This window comes from Dactylosporangium sp. NPDC049525, assembly GCF_040676755.1.
In the GTDB taxonomy this organism is placed as follows: Bacteria; Actinomycetota; Actinomycetes; order Mycobacteriales; family Micromonosporaceae; genus Dactylosporangium.
In genome coordinates this window covers 76,604-101,920 of the sequence record NZ_JBFAPO010000032.1, presented here as the reverse complement: position 1 = coordinate 101,920, position 25,317 = coordinate 76,604, and the positions used below count along the sequence as shown (strand labels likewise).

General features: G+C 73.1%; 14 protein-coding genes and 1 pseudogene. 8 read left to right on the top strand and 7 right to left on the bottom strand.

Features of this window, described 5'->3' with window-relative positions; genetic code table 11:
- Positions 1 to 239: 239 nt before the first annotated feature.
- Positions 240 to 686, bottom strand: coding sequence for an alcohol dehydrogenase catalytic domain-containing protein (locus AB0K00_RS35515; protein ID WP_363529835.1), 447 nt, complete (start codon positions 684 to 686; stop codon positions 240 to 242).
- Here AB0K00_RS35515 and AB0K00_RS35510 point away from each other — a divergent pair.
- Positions 652 to 753 (top strand): annotated as a pseudogene (locus tag AB0K00_RS35510) (hypothetical protein); the annotation flags it as partial. The gene AB0K00_RS35515 and the pseudogene AB0K00_RS35510 overlap by 35 nt on opposite strands.
- A 63-nt stretch (positions 754 to 816) precedes the next feature.
- On the opposite strand, the gene AB0K00_RS35505 reads toward AB0K00_RS35510, so the two are convergent.
- The gene (locus AB0K00_RS35505; RefSeq protein ID WP_363529764.1) at positions 817 to 2,292 is read right to left on the bottom strand and encodes a GAF domain-containing protein; all 1,476 of its coding nucleotides are present in this window, start codon (positions 2,290 to 2,292) and stop codon (positions 817 to 819) included.
- 342 nt (positions 2,293 to 2,634) lie between these two features.
- Here AB0K00_RS35505 and AB0K00_RS35500 point away from each other — a divergent pair, with 342 nt between their 5' ends.
- The 3 genes from AB0K00_RS35500 (at position 2,635) to fxsT (ending at position 8,115) form a co-directional block, all read left to right on the top strand.
- The gene (locus AB0K00_RS35500; RefSeq protein WP_363529761.1) at positions 2,635 to 4,839 is read left to right on the top strand and encodes a LuxR C-terminal-related transcriptional regulator; all 2,205 of its coding nucleotides are present in this window, start codon (positions 2,635 to 2,637) and stop codon (positions 4,837 to 4,839) included.
- Positions 4,840 to 4,970: 131 nt separating this feature from the next.
- Positions 4,971 to 5,291 carry an STAS domain-containing protein gene (locus AB0K00_RS35495; protein WP_363529759.1) on the top strand — a complete coding sequence of 107 codons (321 nt, stop codon included), beginning with the start codon at positions 4,971 to 4,973 and terminating at the stop codon, positions 5,289 to 5,291.
- Between the two features lie 121 nt (positions 5,292 to 5,412).
- Entirely contained in the window at positions 5,413 to 8,115 is a 2,703-nt protein-coding gene (fxsT, locus tag AB0K00_RS35490) for an FxSxx-COOH system tetratricopeptide repeat protein (protein WP_363529756.1), read from the top strand.
- Here fxsT and AB0K00_RS35485 read toward each other — a convergent pair.
- Genes AB0K00_RS35485 through AB0K00_RS35475 form a run of 3 tightly spaced genes read right to left on the bottom strand, consistent with a single transcriptional unit; the run spans position 8,112 to position 19,096 of the window.
- The gene (locus AB0K00_RS35485) at positions 8,112 to 8,978 is read right to left on the bottom strand and encodes a ricin-type beta-trefoil lectin domain protein (protein ID WP_363529753.1); all 867 of its coding nucleotides are present in this window, start codon (positions 8,976 to 8,978) and stop codon (positions 8,112 to 8,114) included. The genes fxsT and AB0K00_RS35485 overlap by 4 nt on opposite strands.
- A gap of 15 nt (positions 8,979 to 8,993) precedes the next feature.
- Positions 8,994 to 11,405 (bottom strand): right-handed parallel beta-helix repeat-containing protein, encoded by a 2,412-nt coding sequence (locus AB0K00_RS35480; protein WP_363529750.1) that lies wholly within the window; start codon positions 11,403 to 11,405, stop codon positions 8,994 to 8,996.
- Positions 11,402 to 19,096 (bottom strand): hypothetical protein, encoded by a 7,695-nt coding sequence (locus tag AB0K00_RS35475; RefSeq protein WP_363529747.1) that lies wholly within the window; start codon positions 19,094 to 19,096, stop codon positions 11,402 to 11,404. Before AB0K00_RS35475 ends, AB0K00_RS35480 begins: the two co-directional genes overlap by 4 nt.
- 96 nt (positions 19,097 to 19,192) lie before the next feature.
- Between AB0K00_RS35475 and AB0K00_RS35470 the strand changes: the two genes are divergently transcribed.
- Both AB0K00_RS35470 and AB0K00_RS35465 read left to right on the top strand, forming a co-directional pair.
- Entirely contained in the window at positions 19,193 to 20,077 is an 885-nt protein-coding gene (locus AB0K00_RS35470) for a hypothetical protein (protein WP_363529744.1), read from the top strand.
- Between the two features lie 29 nt (positions 20,078 to 20,106).
- A complete protein-coding gene (locus AB0K00_RS35465) occupies positions 20,107 to 20,412 on the top strand; it encodes a hypothetical protein (RefSeq protein WP_327000996.1) in 306 nt (101 codons plus the stop codon).
- Between the two features lie 60 nt (positions 20,413 to 20,472).
- Here AB0K00_RS35465 and AB0K00_RS35460 read toward each other — a convergent pair whose 3' ends face one another.
- Positions 20,473 to 20,907, bottom strand: a complete 435-nt coding sequence (locus AB0K00_RS35460; protein WP_363529740.1) for a VOC family protein — start codon at positions 20,905 to 20,907, stop codon at positions 20,473 to 20,475.
- Between the two features lie 84 nt (positions 20,908 to 20,991).
- On the opposite strand from AB0K00_RS35460, the gene AB0K00_RS35455 reads away from it, so the two are divergent.
- A complete protein-coding gene (locus AB0K00_RS35455; protein ID WP_363529737.1) occupies positions 20,992 to 21,543 on the top strand; it encodes a SigE family RNA polymerase sigma factor in 552 nt (183 codons plus the stop codon).
- A gap of 5 nt (positions 21,544 to 21,548) precedes the next feature.
- Positions 21,549 to 22,829: a sialidase family protein gene (locus AB0K00_RS35450; RefSeq protein ID WP_363529734.1), complete on the top strand. Its 1,281-nt coding sequence runs from the start codon at positions 21,549 to 21,551 to the stop codon at positions 22,827 to 22,829.
- 49 nt (positions 22,830 to 22,878) lie between these two features.
- Here the strand turns inward: AB0K00_RS35450 and AB0K00_RS35445 are convergent, their stop codons facing one another.
- A complete protein-coding gene (locus AB0K00_RS35445; RefSeq protein WP_363529731.1) occupies positions 22,879 to 25,164 on the bottom strand; it encodes a tetratricopeptide repeat protein in 2,286 nt (761 codons plus the stop codon).
- Positions 25,165 to 25,317 lie beyond the last annotated feature (153 nt).

The window sequence follows — 25,317 nt, the reverse complement described above, 5'->3', positions numbered from 1 at the left end:
CTTCGTGACGCTGGGGTATCGGCGGTGTGACGCGGGTGTGAGAGAGCGCTCTCACTGAGGTCACTTTGAAGGCTCCCTGGAGAGGTGTCAATGTTTCGCGAGGAACGGGAAAGCGCTTACCGTTGCTGGCACATGCGCAGGCCAGGGCGTTGTCACGGAGCGCTGAGCAGTGACGCCCGCCGATTACCGACGTCTGGGAGCGCTCTCTTTGGCGGTCCGGCGCGCTCCTCCCGCGCCGGTCACCAGCAGGCTCCGCCCCTCGGGCGGGCCGAGGAGGTCGAGGCCCTGGCGCGCGGCGAGTGCGTTGAGCGGTATCGATGCCGCGGCCAGCGGGTCGAGACCGGCAGGCACGCGGGCGCATCGGCAGCCGCGACGACAATGCTCTCCGCGTGTGCCCGGCTCGGGGCGGCGGGGTCGCGATCGAGGGCGGCCACCCGGTCGCCGACGGCGAAGCCGTCGACCTGGGCGCCGGCCTCGATGACGGTGCCGGTGAGGTCCGAGCCCAGGCCGGTCCCGCCACGCAGGCCGAACACGGCCCGGCCCCGCTCGGTTGCCAGAAAGACGTCGATCGGGTTGACGGCGGCCGCACCGACGCGGATCCGCAGGTCCGCGGGGCCGAGCGGGGCGGGCTCGACGTCGGTGAGCACCGGCATGTCGGCCCCGGCACGAGTGATGAGTGCGCGCACTCGCGACAAGTGGGTGAGCCTGCTGATCGTCGCGCTCGGCCTACGCGGCCCGCTGCGCTACTCCGAGCTGTCCGCGCAGATCGCGGGGGTGAGCCAGAAGATGCTCACCGCCCGGTGCGTAGCGGTGGAGTCAATCGGCGGTCAGCCGGTGCAGGAGGCGGTGCGCAAGGTTGCGCGCGTGCCAGAACGTGGCCCAGTGCGCGGCTCGCCCGGCGGCGGTCGTTCCGGCCAGGACGTTGGCGGTGGGGGTGGCCGCGAGGAACAGGTTGACGGTGAAGGGTTCCAGGGCGTCGACGTCGATGACCCTGTGCAGGATGTGCTGGTGGCCGGCGTGGTCGTCGTGGGGCAGCGTCACATACAGGGTGGCGAGGTCGCGGGCGGGCAGGTACATGCCGGCGCGGTCGAATCCGGTGAAGGTGAGCCGGCCGGACGGCAGCTGTTTCACGCAGTGCATGGTCAGGGCGCCGTGGGCGAACATCCGCACCGGTTCGCACCATTGCGCCAGGTCGTGCAGGCGGCGGGCCTCGTCGTCGGTGATGGTGTGCGCGCGGTGCCGTTCGTCGATCATGCGGTGATGGTCGATCTGCCACATCTGCGCGTCCTCGCGGCCGGGTCGCCACGTCGACAGTTGCGCGGCCGCCGCGACGACGGCGCGCAGGTGCGTGGAGGTGAGCGCCCGGTCGGGTTCCTCACGGGTCTGCAGCATCGTTCCGGGACCACCGGACAGGATCAGGAACCGGTCGTTGTCGCTCCATCGGTAGGCGCCGGCGACGACCGGTGGTGGGGTCGGGCCGAATGCCGCGTACACCTGGATGCGGTGGGCGAATCGTGCGCGGGCCTCGGCGGTGTCGGTGATGCGGATCTTGATGGTCGCGGCTTCGGCGTGGAAGCGGCCGCCGAACACCACCTCGTCACGCGACATGCGGATCGGTGGCCGGCCGTCGATGCGGAAACCGGGAACGAGCGTGGCCGGGTCCAATGGCGCCGTGCGGCCGGAGGGCGGGGTGTGATCCGCCGGTCCGGTATCCGTCAGAGACGGTTGACGGACAGGTGGTCGCGCCGGCCGGCCCGGATCCGTGGGCTGCGGCCGGCTGAAGCGCTGCCCGCAGCGGGCGGCGTAGGCGGCGATCTGCCGTAATTCGGTGCCGGTCCAGGAGCGCGGGACGCTGTCGATGGCGCAGAACGCACCCAGGACGTGGCCGGCGTCGGTGACGATCGGCGCGCCGGCATAGGCGACCACCCCGAGGTCGTCGATGGCGGCGTTGTCGTGCAGGACGGGATGCCGGCGGGCGTCGGTGATGACGAGTGGCCGGCGGGAGCCGACCACGTACTGGCAGAACGAGTGGGTCAGCGGCGCGGCCCGGCGGCGCTGCCACGGCGGCGGCAGGCCGCACGCACCGGGAAAGCGCTGGCCGTGCCGCTCCACGATCGACACCAGCGCGGCGGAGGTGCCCAGTTGCGCCCGGGCGGACACGACGAGGTCGTCGCACCACGCGTCGACGGTCGCCTCGTCAACCGTGGCGACCGCCCGCAGCCGTGCCGGATCGCGGACCGCGGCCGCGGCGCGGACCGGATCGGTCGAATCCATGCCCGGATCTGGGTCCAATGAGTCCTCCTTTCGACGCTCGCCGGTCTGCAGCAGGCACCGCCGTGCGGCGGGTGACCATGTTCATCGCGAGTATGACGCCAGCAGTGGGGTGTTGCGTTTCGGTAATTCCGGCCCGAGATATGTCTGACAATACGTAGAAGGTAGACACACGTTCCGTCAATGCGGCAGGGTGACGTCACGGGCGGTCCTAACGGTGCTACCCACCGGTCGAATGGCGCTAGCAGAAGGCGGTCAGCGAAGGTCGGAGGTGCAAATGGGTGCGATACCGGACATCACTCGGCGCCACGTCCACTTACGGGTGTGCGTCCCGGGCGGTTTGTGATGGCGGACATTGAACGTGTGGCACCGCCTGCGATCGCGTTGTCCTCCCGCCACGTGCGCCGGGCCCGCCTGCACAACGCCCTTGATGGTGCCACCGGACATCGATGCACCCTGGTTGTCGGGACGGCGGGGATCGGAAAGACGGAGCTGCTGCGGGCCTGGTGCGCCGAACAGGCCGTTGTCACCTTCTACGACCTCGCCCACGACGGACCTGCGCGTTTGCGGATGCCTGTCCAGTTCGAGACGTCGACGCCGATGGTGTTGGACAACCTACATCGTGCCACTGACGTGCAACTCGACGACATCATCGGCCTGCTCGCCGAGCCGGCCGGGCCGCGGCTGGTCCTCGCCGGCCGGTGGGTGCCGCCACGGCTCCGCGCCCGCCTGCTGCCCGGCAGCACCACCGAGGTCGACGGGACCATGCTCGCGCTGACCGAGGATGAGACCGCGCGGCTCTGCGCCCGCTACGGCGACCTGTCACCCGAGTTGCTCGCCGAGGTGTACGCGGTCACCGGCGGCTGGACCGCCGGCACGATCGTCGCCGCCACGAGCATTGCCGGCGATCCGGTCGGCACCGAGCGTCATGTGCATGAGCTGTACGCCATCGGCGTGACCCTGCACGAGTATGTCGTCGGCGACGTCCTGGCGCACCTGTCCGACGACGACCGCCGGGCAATCGCTGACACCAGCGTGGTGGAGACCGTCTGCGCGGCGCTGTTCACCGCCCTCACCGGCCGGCACGACGCCGCACAGCTCCTGGAGGATCTCGCTCGGGACGGCATGTTCGCCGTTCCCGTCGGTGAACGCGGCTGGCATCGATACCGCCGGCTGTGGCGCTCGGCCCTGTACCTCCACATGCAGCATTTCGAGCCGGACCGGTTGCGGCAGTTGCATCGGGCCGCCTGCGACTGGTACACCGCGAACGGCCGATATCGCGAGGCGGTCCACCACGCGGCCGCTGCCGGCGACCATGTCCACGCCGCCGAGTTGACCACCAGGCACCGCTTCGACATCATCGCCGACGGTCCGCAGGTCACCATGACGCCAGCACCGTCGCCTCCCTGGCATGTTCCAGGTCTGGCCGGCAGCAGGCCGGCCCGGCAAGCCGGACTGGTGACGGCCCGAACCGCTCCGGATGATTCCTCCGCCGCGCGACACGTCGTCGAGCGGGCCGAACCCGTCATCGTCGCCCTGAATGCCGACCGCCCGCTCGAAGCACGGACGCACCTCATCACCTGGCTCCCCGCGGCCCAGCAGCTCGGGCCGCTGTCCCACGCCCGGGCGCTGCGGCATTCCGCCGCCACGGAGCTGCAGCTCGGCAACCTCGAACTGGCCGCGAGCCAGGCCAACCAGGCCCGCCGGATCCTCGCCGATCACGGCGTCATCGGTGCGCACGACGACGGCTGGGCCCGGATCGTGCTGGCCGCCGTGCACATCCAACGCCACGACCTCGCCGCCGCCGCCGAGCAGCTGCGCGGGCTCGCGGTTGACCTGTGGCACGCCGACGCCCCGCTGACCGCGGCGGAGCACCTGCACCACGCCATGATCGAACAGCAGCGCGGCCACCTTGAGGCCGCCCTGCACACCACCCGGCAGCTCATCCGGGCCGGCGCGCCGTCGGCGGACGTGATCTACCTGCACATCCAGTTGCTGCTGGCCAACGGGTACGGCACCGACGCCGAGCGCTACGCCGTGACGCACGCGGCGCGGCTCACCGACCCGCTCCGCCGCCTCATCGACGCCAACCTCCTGCTCGCCCAACGCCGGGCTTCCGAGGCCACCGAAACGCTGCAGACCTTCGTCCAACACGGCGACGGCTCCACCCTGCACTGCATCGACGCGCTGCTGTTGCTCGCGAACGCGGCGGTACAGACCGGTCATCTCGAGCACGCGACGCACCTGCGCCGCCAGGCCGACCGGATCGCCGCGCCGGCCGGCATACGGCGCCCGTTCCTGCTCAACGCGCCGCACGACGGCCCGGGCCGGAAACCGGCATCCCGCGCGCCGTCCGAGCGCATGTCACCGGCAACGGCGCGGCTCACCGACAGCGAACGGACCATCCTGCGGCAGCTGGACACGCTGCTCACGGTCGCCGAGATCGCCGATCGGCTGCACCTGACCGGCAACACCGTGAAAGCCCACGTCAGCAGCATCTACCGGAAGCTCGAGGTGCACCGCCGCCGTGACGCCGTGCGGCTGGCTCACACGCTCCATCTGCTGTAACCGACACAGCGGAAATGCTGTAACCGACACAGCGGAGACGGCGCGTTGATCAAACAACACGAATTTGCACATTTGCAGGAAGATTCTTACAGAAGCTAGCGCAAAGAATTGCAACCTGTGAGTCTACCGGCATGACGCTCTCGTTCGAGGTGCACCGGCACGCTGCCGGAAGCGTACTGCTCCGGTTGCACGGCGAGCTCGGCCGAGGCGAGGCTGCGATCTTCCACCGGGCGCTGTCGACGGCGTTGGCGGCGATGCCGAGCGAACTGCTGCTGGACCTGAGCATGGTCACATCCGTCGATGTCGACGGCATCGGCGTCCTGATGGCCGCGCCCCGAGCGGCCGACCAGCTCAACTGCCGGTTCGCACTGACGGCGGTCAGCCCGGCCGTCGACCGTCTCCTGCCTCCCGATTGTCGTGTCGGCACGGTGCCACCACCCTGCAACCGGTAGCCCGCGCGGCACCGCCGGAACCCCACGAGTGAGCGACGCGCCCGCGGCGCAGCCGGTCAGGTCCGGCGAACTGGCGGAAAGGCCGAGCCGGCGACGTGGCACCGGTTGGCACCATGGGCGCGTGAGCGACGTGCAAACGGTCCTGGACGGTGGTCCGGCGTTCGTGAGCTACAGCCGTGCCGACCTGTCATACGTGCGCCGCCTGGTCGAGTGTGCCGAAAGCCGCGGCGCCGCGACGTGGTACGACGAACGGATCCCCACCGGCGAGCTGTGGGAGTCCGAACTTCGCCACCGCATCGCCGAGTGCGCCACGTTCGTCCTGGTCATGTCGCCGGAGGCGCAAGCCTCGGAATGGGTGCGCATCGAGGTCGAGCTCGCCCGCTCACTGGGCAAGCCGATCATGCCGCTGCTGCTGGCCGGGGACATCCTGTTCGGGCTCGACGACGTCCAGCACGAGTCGGTCCGCGGCCGGCGCATGCCGAGCGACGCGTTCATCGCCCGGCTGCCCCGGCGCCCGGTGCCGGCCGGTGCGCCGCTGCAGTCCCCGCGGCTCACCCACATGGTGGGCCTGGTGCCCAACGAGGCGGACTGCTTCCAGGAGCGCGACCTGCTCCGGCGGCTGGAGGAGGCGCTGACGGAGCGGGGAACGGCCGTCGTCACGCAGATGCTCACCGGCCTGGGAGGTGTCGGCAAGACACAGCTGGCGGCGGCGCTGGCGCGCCTGCATCTGGACTGCCCGGGCGTCGACGCCATGGTGTGGGTCTCGGCGCGCAGCCGCGACGACATCGTCACCAGCTTCGCGCGGGCAGGTCGCAAGGTCTGCGGCGCGGACGACACCGTTCCGGAGCGCGCGGCCGAGACGTTCCTGCAGTGGCTCCAGACCACGAGCCAGCGGTGGCTGGTGGTGCTCGACGACGTCGCCGACCCCGCCGACCTCACCGGGCTGTGGCCGCCGAGGTCACCGGCGGGCCGCGTCGTCGTCACGACGCGGCGGCGCGACGCCGCGCTGGCCAGCCACGGCCGGCTCGTCCAGGTCGGGCTGTTCACACCGGACGAGGCGCGGGCCTACCTGACGGAGAAGTTCGCCGGCAACGCCGGCCGGCTGGAGGGCGCCGGGGAACTCGCCGAGGACGTCGGGTTCCTCCCGCTGATGCTCGCGCAGGCGGCGGCCTTCATCGTCGACCAGGACATCACCTGCGCCGAATACGCGATCCGGCTGCGCCACGCGCGGACCCTGGTCGACGTGCTGCCCGAACGCAGCGGGCGGCCCGACGACTACCTGCGTGACGTCGCCGCCGCCGTCCTGCTGTCACTCGACGCGGCCGACACGATGGAGCCGGTCGGACTGTCCCGTCCGCTGCTGAGCATGCTGAGCCTGCTCGACCCGAACGGCGTCCCCGAGCAGCTCGTCACCACCCCGCCGGTGCTCGAGTTCCTCACCGAATACGGGGGCCGCCCCACCGACGCCGACCAGGCCCTGGCCGCACTGGGCTGCCTGGCCCGGTTCAACCTGGTCGACCGCGCGCTCGACCCGGCCGGCGGCACCGTGCTCCTGCGCGTGCACGCCCTCGTGCAACGGGCCACCCGCGACCACGCCGCGCCGCAGCCGCTCGCCGCCGCGGCGTCGGCGGCCGCGGAGGGCATGACGCAGACGTGGCCAGAGGTCGAGCGGGACGTCGCGCTGGGCCAGGCGCTCCGCGCCAGCACCGCGATCCTGCGGGAGCACGCCGCTGACCGGCTGTGGGCGCCGAGCCTGCACCCGGTGCTGATCCGGGCCGGCCGCAGCCTCGGGGAGAGCGGCCTGGTCGGCGCCGCGGCCCAGTACTTCCGGCAGCTCGCCGACGAGGCCGCCACCAGGCTCGGGCCCGATCACCCGGACACCCTGCAGTGCCGCGCCGACATGGTCCGCTGGCACGGGGAGTCCGGCGATCCGCCCGGAGCGGCCGCCGCGGCCGAGGCGCTGCTCGCCGACAGGACGCGCGTCCTCGGCGCCGACCACACCGACACCCTCACCACGCGCGGCAGCCTCGCCCGGTGGCGCGGCGAGTCCGGTGACTGGCCCGGTGCCCTCGCCATCCTGGAGGACCTGCTGCGGGACCGCCTGCGCCTGCTCGGCGCCGCCCACTTCGACACCCTCGGCACGCAGCACGAGCTCGCCCGGTGGCGCGGCCTGTCGGGCGACCCCGCAGGCGCGCTCGAGGCCTACCGTGCCCTGCTCGTCGACGTGATCCCGGTGCTCGGCGCGGATCACCCCAACACCCTCACCACCCGCAACAACGTGGCCGCCTTCACCGGCCTGGCCGGCGACCCGGACGGCGCGGTCGTGGCCTACGCGGAGCTGCTCACCGATCGGCTGCGGATCCTGGGCCCGGACCATCCGCACACGCACACGACCCGCTACAACCTGGCCCAGTGGCGCGGCAAGGCCGGCGACCCGGCCGCCGCCGCGGCGGGCTTCCAGGAACTGCTCGCGGACCAGCTGCGGGTGCTCGGGCCGGAGCACCCGGAAACCCTCGCCACCCGGGGGAGCCTCGCGCAGTGGCAGGCGGAGGCGGGCGATCCGGCCGGCGCCGCCGCGGCGCTGAGCGACCTGCTGATCGACCACCTGCGCCTGCTCGGCCCCGGTCATCTCGAGACGATCGCCACGCGCAACAGGCTGGCCGTGGCCCAGGGCATGGCCGGTGACCTGGCCACCGCTGTCGCCGGGCTGGAGACCGTGCTGGCCGACCGGGACCGCCTGCTCGGACCGGGTCACCCGGACACCCGGGCGACCCGCGAATACCTCGAGCGCTGGCGCGCCCAGCTCGACGGCGCGGAACGCTAACGCCAGAACCACTTCTGGTTGTCCTGGCCGTTGCACCAGTACAGCTTCACGGGGCTGCCGCTGCCGGTGCGCTGGTCGATGACGTCGGCGCACTTGTCGGCGTTGACGTTGGTGAGGTCGTTGGAGGTGTTGAGGCGCCATTGCTGGGCGCGGTTGCCGCTGCAGTAGGCGACCTGCACGACGGTGAAGATGTCGGTGCCGGCCCAGGCGGCGTCCATGCAGAGGCTGACGGAGCGGATCGTGCCGTCGGAGAGGGCTTCCCAGTGCTGGGCGGCGGAGCCGTTGCAGGTGGCGATGACGAGCGCGGTGCCGTCCTTGCCGGCAGAGGCGCTGAGGCACAGGCGGGACTGGACACCGACGATCGCCCGGCCCGGGATCGCCGGCGGAGCGGCCTTCACGGTGGTCTTCGCCGGCGCCGGCGGGGCAACCGCCGCGGTCGTCCCGCCGCCCGCGGGCGCACCCGCCCCGGAGCCGGTCGACCCGGCAGCGCCGCCCGCCCCGGAGCCTGAGCCGCCGGTGCCGCCGGAACCCGCGCCGCCGGTGCCGCCCGCCGCCCCGGCGGGCGGGCCGCCTGAGCCCGGGCCACCGGCAGCGGCGCCGGAGGTGGCCGGTGCGGGACCGGACGTGACGGCGCCCGGTGACGCCGAGGCCGAAGCGGCGGCGGACGTCACCGCCGCGGGTCGCGGCGCGGCACCCGGCGCGGCGGTCTGGGAGGCGTCCGACGGGGAACCCTCCGGCAGGACGAACGGGAGCGCCGTCGCGGCCAGGACCACACCCAACACCACGAACACCCGAGGCGCCGGGGTGAAGCCCCGGCGGGGCACGGTGGGGCGGCGGGTGAAGGCGTCGGCGAACGGGGACATGGCTGCTCCAGTCGGCTATCGGGTCGGAAGGTCTTCGGGTGCGAGCAGGACGAGGTCGTCGCCCGTGGCGTCGGCCAGTTCGGCGACACGCTGGGCCTGCCGTTCGGTCATCTCCTGGAAGACCTGGCGGGCGAGGCGGCCGTTGCCGAACCCTTCGCCGCGGGGCAGGGCGGTGAAGTAGTCGACGAGGCCGGCGCGGGAGACGTCGGTGAGTTCGTACCGGTGCGCGGCGGCCTGGTGCTCGACGATGGAGACGAGTTCGGCGGTGTCGTAGTCGTCGAAGTGCAGGGTGCGGGTGAAGCGGGAGGCGAGGCCGGGGTTGGCGCCGATGAAGCGGTCCATCTCGCCTGGGTAGCCGGCGGCGATGATGACGACGTCGTCGCGGTGGTCCTCCATCATCTTGACGAGGGTGGCGATGGCCTCCTGCCCGAAGTCGTTGCCGCCGAAGCGGGGCACGAGCGAGTAGGCCTCGTCGATGAACAGGACACCGCCGAGGGCGCTGGTGACGGCGGCGGCGGTCTTCGGGCCGGTGTGGCCGACGTATTCGCCGACCAGCGCGCTGCGGTCGACCTCGATCAGATGGCCGCGGCGCAGCAGCCCGAGGGCCTTGAGCAGCCTGCCGTACAGGCGGGCGACGGTCGTCTTGCCCGTGCCGGGGTTGCCGGCGAAGACGAGGTGCCGGCTCAGCGGCGGGGCGGGCAGGCCGGCCTCCTCGCGGCGGCGGACGGTCTGCATGAGTTTCACAAGGGTGCTGACGTCGCGTTTGACCCGGTCCAGGCCGATGAGTTCGGCGAGCTCGCCGAGCAGGTCGTCGAGGGACTCGTCCGGAACATCCGCAACGTCCGCGGTGCCGGACGACGGCAGCGCGGGCGCCAGGAGGGCATCGCCGATGGTGCAGTGGGAGAAGGTGGCGCGGGAGCCGGGTTCGGTGCTGGTGTCCGGGATCCGGCAGTGCTCGAATGCCGGGTCGGCGTCGGCGCCCACGTGCAGCCCCGCGAACTTCGTGCCGGTCACGTCGCAGCGGATGTACTGCCCGCCGGCGCCGGGCGCGACGTAGATGCCGTTCTTCGCGACCCCGTCGACCCGCAGACCGTCCACGTGCGGCCGGGCCCCGGTCCAGGCCACCAGGCCGGACCCGGCGCCGCCGGTGATGTCGGTGGCGCTCACCCGTACCGCGGCCGCCGTGTCGACGACGATGCCCGCGGCGCCGGCGTCGGTGACGCGACCGCCGGCCAGGGTGAGCGCGCCGCCGGCGACCACCTCGACGCCGACCTCCCTGGGCCGCAGGACGCTGCACTGCCGCAGGTCGGCGGCCTCCGACGAGGCGATCCTGATGCCGGTGGCGACGTCGGCGATGGTGCAGCCGGCGGCGGTGAGGGTGGCGCGGTCACCGGCGTGCAGGCCGGTCATGGTGAGGTCGCGCAGGTCGCAGTCGGTGAGCGTGACCCGGGACTGTTCGACGGCGTGGATGCCGTGTTCGGCGCCGCGCAGGACCCGGCAGCCGGTGAGGTGCACGTCGGCGGTGCCGGCGGTGTGCACGGCGCTGAACCCGGCGGCGGTGAGCTGGCAGCCGTCGAGGACCGCGCGGGCGGCACCGACGGCGAGCAGCGCGTTGGCCGCGGTGTCGCGCACGGTGCAGCCGGTCGCGGTGAGCTCGGCGTCGTCGGCGACGACGAGGCCGCTGGCGCCGGGGCCGGTGATCCGGCAGTCGGTGAGCCGGACCCGGGCCGCGCCGGAGGCCTGGACGGCGGCGGCGCCGGAGGCGTCGATGCGGGTCTCCTCGGCGACCGCGGCAGCGGCGTCCTCGACGAGGAGACCGTTGCGGCCGGCCCGGTCGATGCGGCAGTCGGTGAGGGTGAGCCGGGCGGTGCCGCGGACCCGGATCCCGGAGCCGTCGGTGGCGCGGACGAGCAGCCGGGTCGCGGCGAGCTGGGCGGCGCCGGACAGCACGATCCCGACCCCGGCGACGGTGTCGAGGCGCACGTCGAACCCTTCGGCCTTCACGTCGCCGGCGAGGTGCACGGCGGTGCCGGCCGCACCGTGGACGGCGACGTCGCGCAGGACGAGGGCGGCGACGGCGTCGACGGCCCGGGCCTCGATCCGTCCATTGTGGACCTCGACGTGGTCCAGGACGAGTCCGGCGCCGTCGAGGACCGACACCGCGGGCCGGGCCGGGTCCAGGCTGCGCACGACGAGCCCGGTGACGGTGGCCGCCGCCGCGGTGACCAGCAGCGCGGCGGCGACCTCGACGCTGCCGGTGCCGTGCTCGGGGCGCAGGTGCACGTCCTTGTCGAGGTGGACCTCCTCGGCGTAGCGGCCCGGGGCGATCGCGATGGTGTCGCCGGGTGCGGCGGCGCGCACGGCCTCGGTGATGGTGCGGTGGGTGCCGCGGCCGCGCGCCCCGCCGACGGTGAGGACCCTGGTCATTTCGCGTAGTACCAGGGGTTGTCGTGCATGCGGAACTCCTTGAGGAGCTGTGACGTGACCGTCTTCTCGATGATCTTCCAGGGCAGTTGGAACGCGAACTCGGCGAGACCCTGCCGGTGGAACGCCCGCCCGCCGAGCCCGGAGTTGAACATCGTCTTGGCGATGCTGGTGGTGACGGCGCCGGTGACGCCGGCCGCAGCGGACAGCAGCCCGTCGAACGCGGCGGCGCCGCCGGTGAGGTACACGGTCTCGCCGTTGGCGTTGGTGATGCCGAAGACGGCGGCGTTCATGCTGCCGTTGACGAACCCGGTGAGCCCGGCGACCGGCACGTTGAACGCGAAGTCGTAGGTGCCGCCGCGCCAGCGGGTCGCGGTCTCGTTGCCGGCCCACTCGTTGGACCAGTGCTTGTCGTGGTTGAGCGGCTTGCGGTGCCAGCCCTTGCCGCCGTCGATGTTGGCCAGGCCAGCCTTCCAGTCGCCGGAGCGTTGCATGGCGCCGAACTTGTTGTCGTGCACCAGCGAGCCGACGGCCTGCTTGACGGCCGCGCCGACGGCGGCGTTGGCGAACGCCTTGAGGATGTCCTTGCCGTTGAACTGGGTGCCGGCGATCGCGTCGACGATGCCGTTGACGGCGATGTTCGCCGCGAACTCCAGGAGGAACTCCTGGGTGAACTCCAGCGCGGCCTTCTGCAGGGCGAGTTTCCAGTACGGCTCGTACAGGGCCTCGGTGTGGGTGCCGAGGCGCAGTTCGCCGCCCCATTCCATGCGGTTGGCCTCGCGGATGCGCCGGTTCCAGCCGCGGATTTCGGTGACGCCGCCGCGGTAGTCCAGTTCGCGGCCGACGGACTGCCAGGCGCCGTTGGCGCGTTCGAAGACGTAGCCGTCGTCGGTGCGGCGGGCGATGGTGAGCCCGATGTTGTCGTACTGGCGCCACTGCCCGCGCCAGGCGTCGCGTTCCAGGAACCCGCCGGGAATCTGCGAGCGCTCCCGGACGGTGGCGCCCATGTCGAACTCGCGCCACGCGCCGGGGGTGGTGAGGTTGTATTCGCGGATCCGGCCGATCTCCGCGCCGGCCGGGATCTCCCGGACGGTGACGGCCGCGCCGGCGCCGTCGGTGACCTCGTCGCGGAAGCGGGTGGCGCCGCCGAACCAGTCGGCGACCCAGCCGCCGGCGCCGCCGTTGGCGTTGGTGTCCCACCAGCGGCGCAGCGGGTTCGCGCCGGGCGCGGCGGTGACGTTGCCGTACTTGTCGATCTTCCGCCAGTGCCACTCGTGACCGCCGGCGGGCAGGTCGACGCGCCACGAGTCGACGTAGCCGCCGCCGTCGAGCATCCGCCGTTCCCGGATGAGGACCTGGTGGCCGTCGGCGCCGCGGATGGTGTCGCGGAACGAGTCGTCGTAGGTGGTGTGCGGGCCGTTGAAGCCGCGCCCGTATTCGCGGGTGCCGGTCTGCCCGGCGCCGTCGCGCCACTGCCAGGTGCGGCTGTCGCTGCGCGCGTCGTAGCCGGACCAGTTCCACTTGCCGGCGCTGTCCGGGGCGTTGGCCTCGATGCGGCTGGCCGCGGCACCGCCGGCCGGGTCGGGCCAGTCGTCGGCGCGGCCGATGATGACACCGTGCGGGTCCTTGCGCACCCAGACGCCGGTGCCTTCGTGGGCGGCGCCGCGGCTGGCGATGCCGCCGTCGGCGGCGCCGGGCGCGGGCGGGCGGTGGAACTCCTTGATCGAGCCGTCGGCGTAGCCGGCCCGGGCGACGGAGTGTTGCTGGCCGCCGAACTCGTACCAGTTGCCGTGCTGCTGCCCGACGACGAACCGGTCCTCCCAGATGCGGCCGTCGGGGTGCGGGCCGACGTTGACGCGGTGCCCGGAGAGTTTGCCGTTGCCTTCGCTCCACGGGATGCGGTTGGCGTCGCTGACCGCGCCCGGCGGGAGGCTGACGGTGTCGTGGCCGACCTTGAGGGTGTTGCCGTGGTCGAGTTTGGCGCTGGAGCGCACGAACCGGCCGGTGTTGGTGAAGTCGTACGTGCTGTCGTTCATGCTCACGAACCGGAAGCCCTGCTGCTGCAGGTTGCCATGCGGGTCGAGGCGGCGCCACTCGAAGAGCTGGAAGCGGGTGTCGGTGCGCAGGTGCGGGTTGGCGCGGAACACGTCCTCGTCGACGCCGGCGAGGAACTTGCGGGCCCACTGCGGCGGCCGCTGCTCCGACCAGCGGCGGGTCTCGAGGCTGCCGCCGGTGGGCAGCGTCTCGAGTTTGCCGGCGTCCTTGCCGTGCGGGGACTGCGCCTGCCAGGTGTCGCGGCGCACGCCGCCGGCGCCGAGGTCGAACTGCTGGTACATGCCTGCGTTGGCGGGTGCGTGCGCGGTGCCCCACTGCCGTTGCACGACCGGGCCGGGGTTGCCGCCGGCCGGTGGCAGGCGGTCGGTCCAGCCGCCGTCGCGGTCCATGGTGCGGGGGCCGTGGCCGAGCCGGTTGCCGGCGTTGTCGAAGCGGTGCCAGTTCCAGTCGCCGAGCGGGCCGCGCAGCCCGACGACGTCGCCGCCGCCGATGCCCTGGCGGAACTCGTGCACGAGCCGGCCGTTGTGGTTGACGTCGCGCCACCCGACGGCGTTGGTGTCGAAGCGCCGCACGCCGTGCTCGACGACCCGGCCGTCGGCGGTGAGCTGCACCCACTGCGGGCGTTGCGAGGTGCGGCCGAAGTCGCCGTCGATGCGGCGGAACACGTCGAGGGTGGTGCCGCCGGGGATGGGACGCCGGTCGAAGACCTCGACGCCGGCCCGGTTCAGCAGCCGCACCCGGCCGGTGCCGGCGGCGGCCGCGTCGAGGGTGCCGGTGTGGAACGCGCCGGTGGCGGGCAGCGGCAGGCCGTTGTCGGTGAGGCGCCAGGTGCGCCCGGCGGCGTCGACGACGAACTGCCGGGTCGTGGCGGCCGCGTCGCGCAGCACGTTGAAGGACTGTTCGAGGAGGTTGCCGGCGGCGTCGTACCGGCGGAACTCCCCGGTGTGCAGGCCCAGCTGGTCGGTGATGCGGTAGCCGGTGCCGTCCGCGGCGACCTGCCAGCCGCGGATCTGCACGCCGGTGAGGCTCTCCACGTGCCCGGCGCCGCCGGCCGCGGTCGGGTTGACCACGACCCGGTCGGCCTGCCCGGCGAGGTTGCGCACCGGTGTTCCGGTCTGGATGTGGGCGCCGGTACCGTCGAAGCGCTGGAACGCGTTGCCCGCGGCGGTGTCGGTGACCTGGGTGCCGCCGGCGTGCGGGGCCACGACGTAGCGTGCGTCGGTCACCTCGATCGCGCCGCCGGCGCCGTGCGCGTCGGTGACGAAGAACCGGTTGCCCAGCACCCCGCCGCCCGCGTCGGTCAGCGGCCGTCCGGTCGCGGTCAGGGTCCCGGTGCCGTCGAAGCGCTGGAATGCGTGGTGCGCGACGGTGTCCGTGACCTGGAACCCGCCGCCGCCGTGCGCTGCGACCGTGTAGCGGGCGTCGGTCACCTCGATGCGATTGCCCGCGCCGGTGACGAAGAACCGGTCGCCGAGCACGACGCCGCCCGCGTCGCGCAGCGGCCGTCCGGTTTCGATCAGCGCCCCGGTGTTGTCGAAGCGCTGGAAGGCGTTGTGTGCAGCGGTGTCGGTGATCTGGAACCCGGCGCCGTGGGCCGCCACCGTGAACCGGGGGTCGGTCACCTCGATGCGGGCGGGGGCGCCGCCCGTCGGCGTGACGACGAACCGGTCGCCGAGCACCCCGCCGCCGGCGTCGCGCAGCGGCCGTCCGGTTTCGATCAGCGTCCCGGCGTTGTCGAAGCGCTGGAAGGCGTTGTGCGCCGCGGTGTCGGTGACCTGGAACCCGCCGCCGTGCACGGCCGCGACGAACCGGGGGTCGGCGACCTCGACGACCGTGCCGCCGGCGCCGTGGGTGACGACGAACTGCCCGCCGATCGGGGCGCCGGTCGCGTCCCGCAGCGGCCGGCCGGTGGCGGTCGCGGTGCCGGTGGCGTCGAACCGGTGGAACCCGGCGCCGTCGGCGACCTGGAACCCGGTGCCGTGCTGGGTGACCGCGTGCCCGCCGGTGCTCTCGATCCGCACGCCGCCGGCCGCGTACCCGCCGGTGGGCTCCACCACGAACCGGCCGTGCAGGTCGTGCCCGTCCAGGCCGCGCAGGACGGTGCCGACCTCGGTGAGGTCGCCGTCGGCGTCGAAGCGCTGGAACCCGGCGCCGTCGCCGACCTGGTAGCCGCCGTCGTATTCGGTGACCGTGCGGTTGACGACCACGGCGCCGTCGTCGTCCAGCAGGCGCAGCTGCACCGCACCTGCCTCGACGTGCTCCTCGACCCGCAGGCCGAGCCCGCCGCCGTCGGCGCCGCGCAGCACGACGTGCCCGTCGATCGGGGCGCCGGCCCACAGGTCGTTGACCATCCGGGAGAGGTTCGGGCCGCCGCCGAGCATCCGCGGCCGGTCCCGCAGCGAACTGGCGGTCAGCTCGGAGATCCGGGCGTCCATCGCGGCCGGGTTGACGCCGAGCCCGCGCAGGTCGGCCTCCAGCCGGCCCACCTTCGCCAGCGCCGCCTGGTGGGTGCGTTCGGCGTGCACGTGGGCGAGGCCCGGGCCGCTGGAGGACTGGCCGGGCCGGGCCCGGATGTCGTCCCACATCGCCTCGACGCGGCCGAGTTCGTTGCGGGCTCCCGTGTAGGAGCCCCACGTGTCCAGGCGTTGCCGGCGCAGCGGGTCGTCGAGGGCGCCGAACAGGCCGGCGATGCGGTTGCTGTCGCGCTGCCAGGCGGCGTCGAGCTGGGCGCCGGTCGGGCGTGCGCCGGCCGGCGGTGGAGGGGTGCTGGCGACGTCGCGGACCGCGGCGCCGCCGGCGTGCGGGGCACCGCGGCTGATCTGGGTCTGCAGCAGGCCGAGCGCGAGGGTCACGGTGACCGGGTCGACGCCGGCGCCGGCCGCGCCGCCGGGTGGCGGGGTGGCACCGGACCCGACGTCGTCGCCGGCGCGGCCGACCGGTCCCGTTGCCGGTGCCGGGGCGGCGTGGCGGGCGCTGTCGGCCAGGCTGGTGTGATCGGCCACCCGCGCGCCGGAACCGTTGAGGGCCCGGGTGTCGGGCATGTGCACGGTGACCGTCTGCGGCGCCAGCAGCTCGTCCGGTGTCAGGTTTCGTGGGGTACCGAGGTGCGTCCCGGCCGCCGCTGCCCCACCGCCCGGGGTGCCGGCGACGTGCGCCGGGTTGCTGGAGACGCCCGGCGGTGGCCCGTGCATCGCGGCGCCGGGGCCGCCCGGTGGCACGTCGAGGCCCCGGGTCACGGCGCCGTTCGGTGGAGTGTCGAGGCCGCGGGTCACGGTGCCGTTCGGTGGGGTGTCGAGGCCGCGGCCCAGGGGCCCGCCCGCTCCGGCGAGGCCGGTCGGCTCCGGTGCGGCACCGCCGTGCGGCATCGGGGTCGGGGTCGCGTGCAGGGCCTGGACGGTGCCGCCGTGCAGGGCGGGCGGGGCGCCGGCGAGGTGGGCGGGCGTCGCACCCGGCCCGGTCGGGCTCGCGTGTGCGGAGACGCCGTCGAGGCGGGTGACGACGAGCTGCGACACCGGGGGAGTGTCGAGGTTGCGGCCCAGCGCGCCGAGGTCCTGCGACACGTGCTGGGCGCCGATCGCGAGGCCGGTGTGGTCGCCGATGCGGGCCCCGGCACCGTTGACCGCGCCGCCCGGGGTGCCGACCAGCGTGTGGGCCGCCGGCGCCGCACCGGGGTGCTGGGCGAGCAGGTCCATCGCCCCGGCATGCACCGACGGCGGCGGCGTCCCGAGGTGCGTCGCCGTGGTGAATCCGTTGTGGACAGCGGGTGGGGCGGCGTGGGTCAGGGCGCCGGGCGCGACCGCGTCGCCGAGGGCGACCGGCGCCGGCGCGCCGTGGGTGAGACCGGCGGGCGGCGGCACCGCGTTGGCGAGGACCGGCGAGGCACCCAGGTGGGTCACGGCGGTCGGCGGGGGCACGGCGTTGGCGAGGACGCTCGCCGGCGGGACCGCGTTGTGCGTGATGGCGCCCGGCGGGGTCAGGTGGACCGCGCCGGCCATGGAGCCGGTCTCGCCCAGGTGGATCCCGCCGAGCAGCGTGCCCGGCGGCGGGGCGGTGACCGCGGAGATGGTCGGCAGGTGCAGGTTGCTGCCGGCGCCGGCGTGCTGGGCAGGTGACACCGGCTGCAGGTGCACGCCGGCGCTGACGCCGGTGCCGGGGTCGATGGTGTGCAGGACCGGCGCGCCGCCGGTCAGGCCCTCCAGACGCATCCGGGACAGGGTGTCGACCGGCGACAGCATGATGGTGTCGATGGTGCGGACCGCGTCGGCGCTGAAGTGGACGCCGTCGCCGATGGTGGAGTGCAGCTGCAGCGTCGGCGGGGCCGGGGTGATCCGGCCGACGCCCTCGAACGAGCCGACGTTGACGTGCTCGATCCGGGGCGGGACGGCGAGGTTGCCGGTGCGCACGTCGTTGAGGTCGAGGTGGACACCACCGCCGCCGCCCTCGGGGACGAAGACGTGCGGGCGGGGCAGCCCGTACAGGTGATTGCCCATGATGCCGCGGTCGACGACGGCGAGCTTCATCGCCTTCCACACCCCGAGGTGCAGCTCGTCGGCCTCGGCCGGCAGGAAGAGCCGCAGCCAGCGGTTGCCGCCGAACTCGGTCTTCAGGAACTGCCAGGTACTGGAGCCGAACTTCGCGACCATCGACGGGAAGCCGGTGGCGAACGCCTGGATGCCCTTGACGCCGTTGACGATGAACAGGCCCGTCTTCGACAGCGCGATGCCGGCCAGGCCGGGCAGGTCGGTGATGCCGTTGCGGACCCAGAGGGCGCCGTTGCGGACCCACGTGCCGGCCACGGTCGCGATGTCGTGCAGGCTCGGGAAGATGATGAACGGGTGGCTGATGATGCCGCGGAACGCGTTGCCGAAGAACTTGAACACGGCGAACGCGCCGGCCTTGATGCCGGCCCAGGCGAACTTCGCGCCGGCCGCGATCAGCTGGAAGATCGGCACGGCGCGGGTGGTCGGGGCGAGGATGCCCAGGGCGGAGAGGAAGAACTCCAGGGCGGTGGCGTTGCCGTGGGCGAAGTCGACCGCGGTCTTGATGAACAGGGCCAGGTTGACGCCGATGGCCACCAGTGCGATCGGGCCGCCGAAGACCAGCGCCGGCAGGATCAGGGCGATCGCGATCCACTTGAAGATCTCCCAGAACTCCTCGCAGCCGGAGACGGGCTGCTTGATGTTCTGATACGCCTCGACGATCCGGCTCGACGCGCTGTCGGCGGCGGTGCGCTGGTTCTCCCCGGCGGTGCGGGCGGTGTCGGTGAGCGCCTGCCTGCCCGGGTCGTCCTCGGTCATGCCGCGGGCCTGGGTGAGGGCCTGGTCGGCGCGCCACTGCTCGTCGCGCATCACCGCCACGTACGTGGTGAGCGCCGTCGTGGACCACTCGAACGCCTCGGCGAGGCTCTGCACGAAGCCGCGCAGCCGGCCGCTGATCTTCTCCCGCAGCGCCTCGGCGGTCTTCCCGGCGAACGCCTCCGGGCCGGCGGTGTCCAGCACGGCGGCGAGCGCGGTGTCGACCTCCCGGGCGACGGTGCCGAGGTTGCGCAGGGAGGTGATGACCTCGTCGATGCGGGCCGGGTCGCCGGGGGTCGGGTCGCTGCCGAGGCCGACCTTGTCCCAGTCGGTGGGTCGTGGCACGCGGACAACCCCCTTTTCGCCGGATCTGCATGACCACGTGTGAACCCGCCGGACGGTTCACACGTGGTCGAGGCGGGACCATGAGAGGAGGCCGCCTTGCCCGACTTCGCCATCGACTACGGGCTGCTGCACGAGGCCAAGAAGGACCTGCACGATCTGGCCGACCGGATCGGGCCGAAGCTCGGCGACACGGCGTTCTCGCAGGTCGGCAGCATCGAGTACGAGGACTCCGACGCCGTGTTCGGCAACGACGGGCTGGCCGAGTCGTTCCGCAGCCTGTACCGCATCGCCCAGCACCCGATGAGCAAGGCCGAGTCCGACCTGCGGGAGCTCGGCGACATCTTCGGCGCGGTCGCCGACGGCTACTTCGACGTCGACGCCCAGATCGCCAACGGGATGGGCATGATGGGCGCCAGCCTGGACCTGGACCGGTGGAAGGACGACAAGGCCGCCTGGGACTACCTGCAGGCGCACCGGGGTGACTGCGTGCCCGGCCCGGACGGGTCGATGCCCGGGTTCTGCTCCGCGACCGACCCGGGGCCGCCGCCGACGGACTCGACGATCACCACCGACACCGGCTCGGTGCACACCCACCTCACGCTGGACGAGAACAACAACGTGATCAAGGAGGAGACCACGGTCGTCAACGGCGACCAGCGGTACACCTCGACCACGACGTACACGCCGGATCACAAGTCGTACACGACGGACACGACGTACAGCGACGGCAGCACGACGCACTCGGTGACGACGACGGGCGAGCACGGCTCGTCGGTGACCGACACGACGTCCGGCGACGGCTCGACCACGCACACGGTGATCGCTCTGAACGAGGGGGGCGGCGGCACCATGACCGTGACCGAAAGCGATGGCACGGTGACCAAATACACGCGCGGCGACCAGTACGCGCGGTGGGACGAGGTCGAGAAGACCACCCCCGAGGACGACACCGACTACTCCAGCTACCCGACCGCCGTCTGACGCCTGACCGCTGACCGAAGGAGCCCGCGATGCCCAACATCTCACTCGACTACGACAAGATCGAGGCGACCTCGACCCGCCTGGACGGCGCCGTCCGCGACATCCTGCCGATGCTGGAGTCGCTGCGCAGCGACGTGGCCAACCTCCTCGAGGACGGCCTGGTGTTCCAGCAGTCCAGCCCGGCGATGAAGGAGTCCTACGAGAAGTTCAACACCAGCCTCCTCGCCGCGATGAAGGGCATCAACGACTTCGCGAAGCAGTTCCGCGACATCCGCACCTCGATGGAGGAGATGGACGTCGACATGGCCGGCAAGATCCGCTCCGCCGGTTCCTGACCCGACGCACCCGAGCACCCGTCCTGCGAGACCCAGGGCGGGTGCTCGCGTGCTGTCCGGTCAGTTGACGCAGAACTCGTTGCCTTCCGGGTCCTGCATGACCAGCCAGAAGCCTTCGTCGCCGTCGACGCGGCGGTGGATCGACCCGCCGGCGGCCAGGAGCTGGTCCCCGACCGTCTCGATGCGTGCCCGGCGCTCGGCCTCGGGCACCGTCTGGCCGGCCTTCACGTCGAGGTGCACCCGGTTCTTCGTGGTCTTCGGTTCCGGCACCCGCAGGAAGAAGATGTCGGGCCGGTGGCCCTGCTTGTCGACCAGGGTGCGGCCGGCATTGCGCTGCTGCTCGGGGATCCCGTTCGCGTCCGCCCACTCCTCCCACGTGGCGAAGCCGTCGGGCGGGCCGTGCGGGAAGTCGTAGCCGGGCAGCGCCACCATCCAGAACCGCGCCAGCCGGTCCGGATCGGCACAGTCGAACACGATGTGAATGTCGGGAATCACGCGCTCGACCATAATCCGGATTTGTCGCGTGGAACAGGCAACCGATCGCTGCGATGGCGCCGACCTATAGGGGAAGGAGGCGCCATGCCGAGTGTTGAGGACTCCAGCGCGGGGGAGTTCGAGGAGTACTTCGCCGCCCGCCGGGACGCTGTCCGCCGCGCCGCGTTCCTGCTGTGCGGCGACTGGTACTGGGCCGACGACCTCACCCAGATCGCGTTCGTCCGGCTGGCCTCGGGTTGGCATCGGGTACGGGACAGGGCCGCGCTGGACGCGTTCGTGCGCACCTGCCTCGTTCGGGCGTACCTGGACGAGACCCGGCGCGTGTGGCGACGCCGCGAACGCATCCAGGCCGAGCTGCCCGACCTGGCCGCGGCGGACGACAACGCGGAGACCACCACGCGCCGGGTCGTGTTCGCCGCGGCGCTGCGGCAGCTCGCCCCACGCCAGCGGGCCGTGCTCGTCTGCCGCTACTACCAGGGCCTCGACGTCGCCGAGACCGCCGAGGCGCTCGGCTGTTCGGCGGGAACGGTGAAGAGCCAGACGGCGAAGGCCCTGACCCGGATGCGGACGTTGCTGAACGACCCGCTCCCCGAGTCCGGGATGCAACCGCTCATCGCGCTGGAGGGAACGCCGTGACCGACATGTCCGAAGTGTTGGAGGAACTCGCCCGGACTCCCGCGCCGCCGAGCCGCTTGCGGCCCGCAGACATCTACAGCCAGGGCCGGCGGCGGCACCGCAGGCTGGTCACCACGGCGCTGGCAGCAGCGAGCACGGTCGTGGTCACGCTGGTCGCCGGGGTCGCGCTCGCCACCGCCGACGGCCACGGGGACCCGGCCCGGCCCGAACCGCAGACCGGCCAGACCAGCCGGCCCGTCCAGCCCAGCCCGGTGGTGCGGTCGTACGACGGGACGGTCGCCGCCGCCGCGGCCGGCGACGCCGAGCACCTGTACGCGGTCGTCCTGGACTGCGCGACACCGACCATGGACTGGTACGAATGCACGCGGGACCTGGTGCGCTCCGACGACGCGGGCCGGACCTGGCAGCTGCGCAACCGTGACATCGGCTCCTTCGACTCGATCCGGCTGACCGCGCTGACCACCGACATCCTCGTGGCGCACGCCGAGAAGCTGATCTCGCCAGGGACACTGGACGAGACCGGCTACTACGTCAGCCTCGACGGCGGGCAGACCTGGAAGCCGGTCGAACCGCAGAACACCCCGACGCCGGCGGTGGCCGCCGACGGGTGGATCGACTGGATGTACCTGCCGGACGGTGGCGGCCTGCGGGCCGGCGACCCGCGGCTCGCACGATCCGCACCGCTGGCCGACCCGCCGGCGTTCAAGTTCGCCGACCCGGCCTTGCGGACCGCGACGGGCAGCCTGTGGATCGCCGGTAACGACCCCGAGACCGACCGACCGGCCGTGGCCATCAGCAACGACGCCGGGCGGACCTGGTCGACCCACGTGTTCACCGACATTCCGGTCTCCACCACCTCGGGCTACAGCGAGGGGACGGCGACCTTCGACGGTCGCACGGGATACATGGTCTCGGTGACCGGCCACGGCATCGACGGCGGAGGGAAGGTGTGGGTGCACCGCACCACCGACGGCGGGCAGACCTGGCAGCAGGTGGACCCCGGCGGCACCGCACCCTGGTCGTACGGTGGCGGCGCCTCGTACGTCACGCCCGACGGCGCGCACGTGATCCTGGACATGGGCCGCGACAACGACCAGTCGTTCTGGATCAGCCGGGACGGCGGCGCCCGCTACACGAAGGTGACCCTCACCGGCCTGCCGGAGGACCGCCTCGCCATGGGCATGCCGCGGGCGATCCCCGGCGGCTACCTCGCCAACACCGACGACGCGGTCTACGTCTCCACCGACGGCCTGCAGTGGCGCCGCGCCGTGCCACAAACGCCCTGATACGACCGGCAACCGGCACGCCCGCGACGGCCTTCCCGGCCGTCGCGGGTCATGCCAGCTTGGCGCGCAGCTGCGCCGCGTCGGGATGATCCAGCTGGTCGTAGATGCTCAGGGCGGCGCGCCAGGCGTCGCGGGCGGCGTGCTCGTCACCGCCGGCGTGGTGGGTGTCGCCGAGGTGGTCCAGGACGGTGGCCTCGTAATAGCGCTCACCGAACTCCCGGAACAGCTCAAGGGATTGCCGGTAGCAGGCGATCGCCTCGGCGGGGTGGCCGAGGTGCTGGTGGGCGTAGCCGATGCTGTCCCACGTATGGGCCTGCCCGCGGCGGTCGCCGAACTCCTGCAGGATCGCCAGTGCCTGCTCGCACGCGGCGAGCGCCGACGCGTGGTCGCCGAGGAGCGCGTGATACCAGCCGACCCCGTTGAGAGCGTTGGCCTGCCCGTGCCGGTCGCCGGCCGCCTCGTACAGCGCGAGGGACCGCCGGGCCTCCTCGCGCGCCTCCGGGAGCCGGCCCTGCCGCTCGCGCACGTGGGCGAGGGTGTGCTGGGCGTGCGCCTGCCCGGTCAGGTCGCCGTCCTGGCGGTACAGGTCCTGGGCGTGCCGCAGCTGGACGTCGGCGTCGGCGAGCTGCTCCAGCCGGATGTAGGCGAGCGCGAGGTGGCGGTGCGCGTGCGCCTGCGCGGACGGGTTGGCCAGCCGCCGCGCGGCGGCCACCGCCGCGTGCTGGACGGTGACGTGGTCGTGCCAGCGGCCCCGCCGGTCGAGGAAGTGCTCCACGGCCCAGGCCAGCTGCCAGGTGTGGGTGTCGAACCCGGTGGCGGCGGCGTGGTGGACGGCGCCGAGCAGCACGGCCTGCTCGGCGGCGAACCACACCAGTGCCTGCTCGTGCTCGGTGATCTGCTCCGGGACGGTGCCGGGCGCCGGCGGGGCGAGCGCGATCGGGGTGCGGACCGGGTACAGCAGCCGGGCCGCGGTGTACGCGGTGTGCAGATAGTGATCGAGGATCCGGTGGGTGCCGCCGGTGTCGTGGCCGCGGGCCAGGTCGGCGGCGTACGCGCGGAGCAGGTCGTGGAAGGTGTACCGGCCGGGCGCCGGCTCGACGATCAGGTTCGCCTGGGTCAGCTCCGCCAGCAGGAGCCGGATCCGGGGCACGGTGACGGCGGCGAGGCTGGCCGCGGCCGGCGCCGAGCAGTCCGGCCCCGGATGCAGGCCGAGCAGCAGGAACAGGCGGGCCGCGTCCGGACTCAGCGCCTGGTACGACCAGGAGAACACCGCCCGCAGATCGGTGCTGGGGTCGTCGGTGGTGAGCGTGTCCAGCCGCGCGCCGGTGTGCCGGAGCTCGCCGGCCAGGCCGTGCAGCGGCAGGTGCGGATGGGTGGCCGCGCGGGCGGCGACGATCGCCAGCGCGAGCGGCAGCCGCGCGCACGCCGTGATGATCTCGGCGACCGCGCCGGGCTCGGTCGTGGTCCGCCCGGCGCCGAGCCGGCGGGTCAGCAGCTCCGTCGCCTCGGCCGGGCTGAACAGGTCGAGCGTGACCGGGTGAGCGCCGGACGCGGCGACCAGACCGGACAGCTGGTTGCGGCTGGTCACCACGACCAGGCAGGTCGGCGTGCCCGGCAGCAGCGGGCGCACCTGCGCGGTGTCGCGGGCGTTGTCCAGCACGATCAGCATCCGCCGGCCGGCCAGCTCGCTGCGGTACAGCGCGGCCTGAGCGTCCGGATCCGCGGGGACCCGCGCGGCGGGGACGCCGAGCGCGTCGAGGAACCGGCGGACCGCCACGGTCGGGTCCATCGCCTGCCCGCCCGGGTCGAAGCCGCGCAGGTTCACGTACAGCTGCCCGTCGCCGAACCGTTCGGCCACCCGGTGCGCCCAGTACACCGCAAGGGCGGTCTTGCCCACCCCGGCCGATCCGGCGATCGTGGTGATCACGACCGCGGCCGGATCGGTGTCGCCGTCGAGCAGCGCGTCGAGGCGGCGAAGGGCATCGGCGCGGCCCACGAAGCCGGTCACGTCGGCGGGCAGCTGCGCCGGCGGCGCCGCGGTGTGGCGTCGTGCGTTGCGGTCGGGCGGGCCGGGCGGCTCGGGCGGACCGGGCAGCTCGGGCGGCTCGGTGTGCGCGGCGGCGCAGAACCGGTCCCGGTCGGCACCCTTCAGGCCGAACACGTCGGCGAGCAGCCGCACCGTCGTCGGGCGCGGGGCAGCGATCCGGCCGGTCTCGATCTTGCGCAGGCCGCGCACGCTGACGCCGCTCCGACCGGCCACCTCCTCCTGGCTGAGCCCCAACCGCCGCCGATGCCCGCGCACGATGTCGCCGAACACCCGGATCACCTCCGTCACGGCCAATACTGGCATTCCGCGAAGTGCCGGTGAAGTGCCGGTTGCGGGCCTCTCCCCGGCCGCGCACATCCGCCAGGCTGATCCACGACGGAGAACACCGAGAGCGGGCCGGGAAGGCCACCGTAGATCGGGGGGTGGCCTTCCCATGCCGGC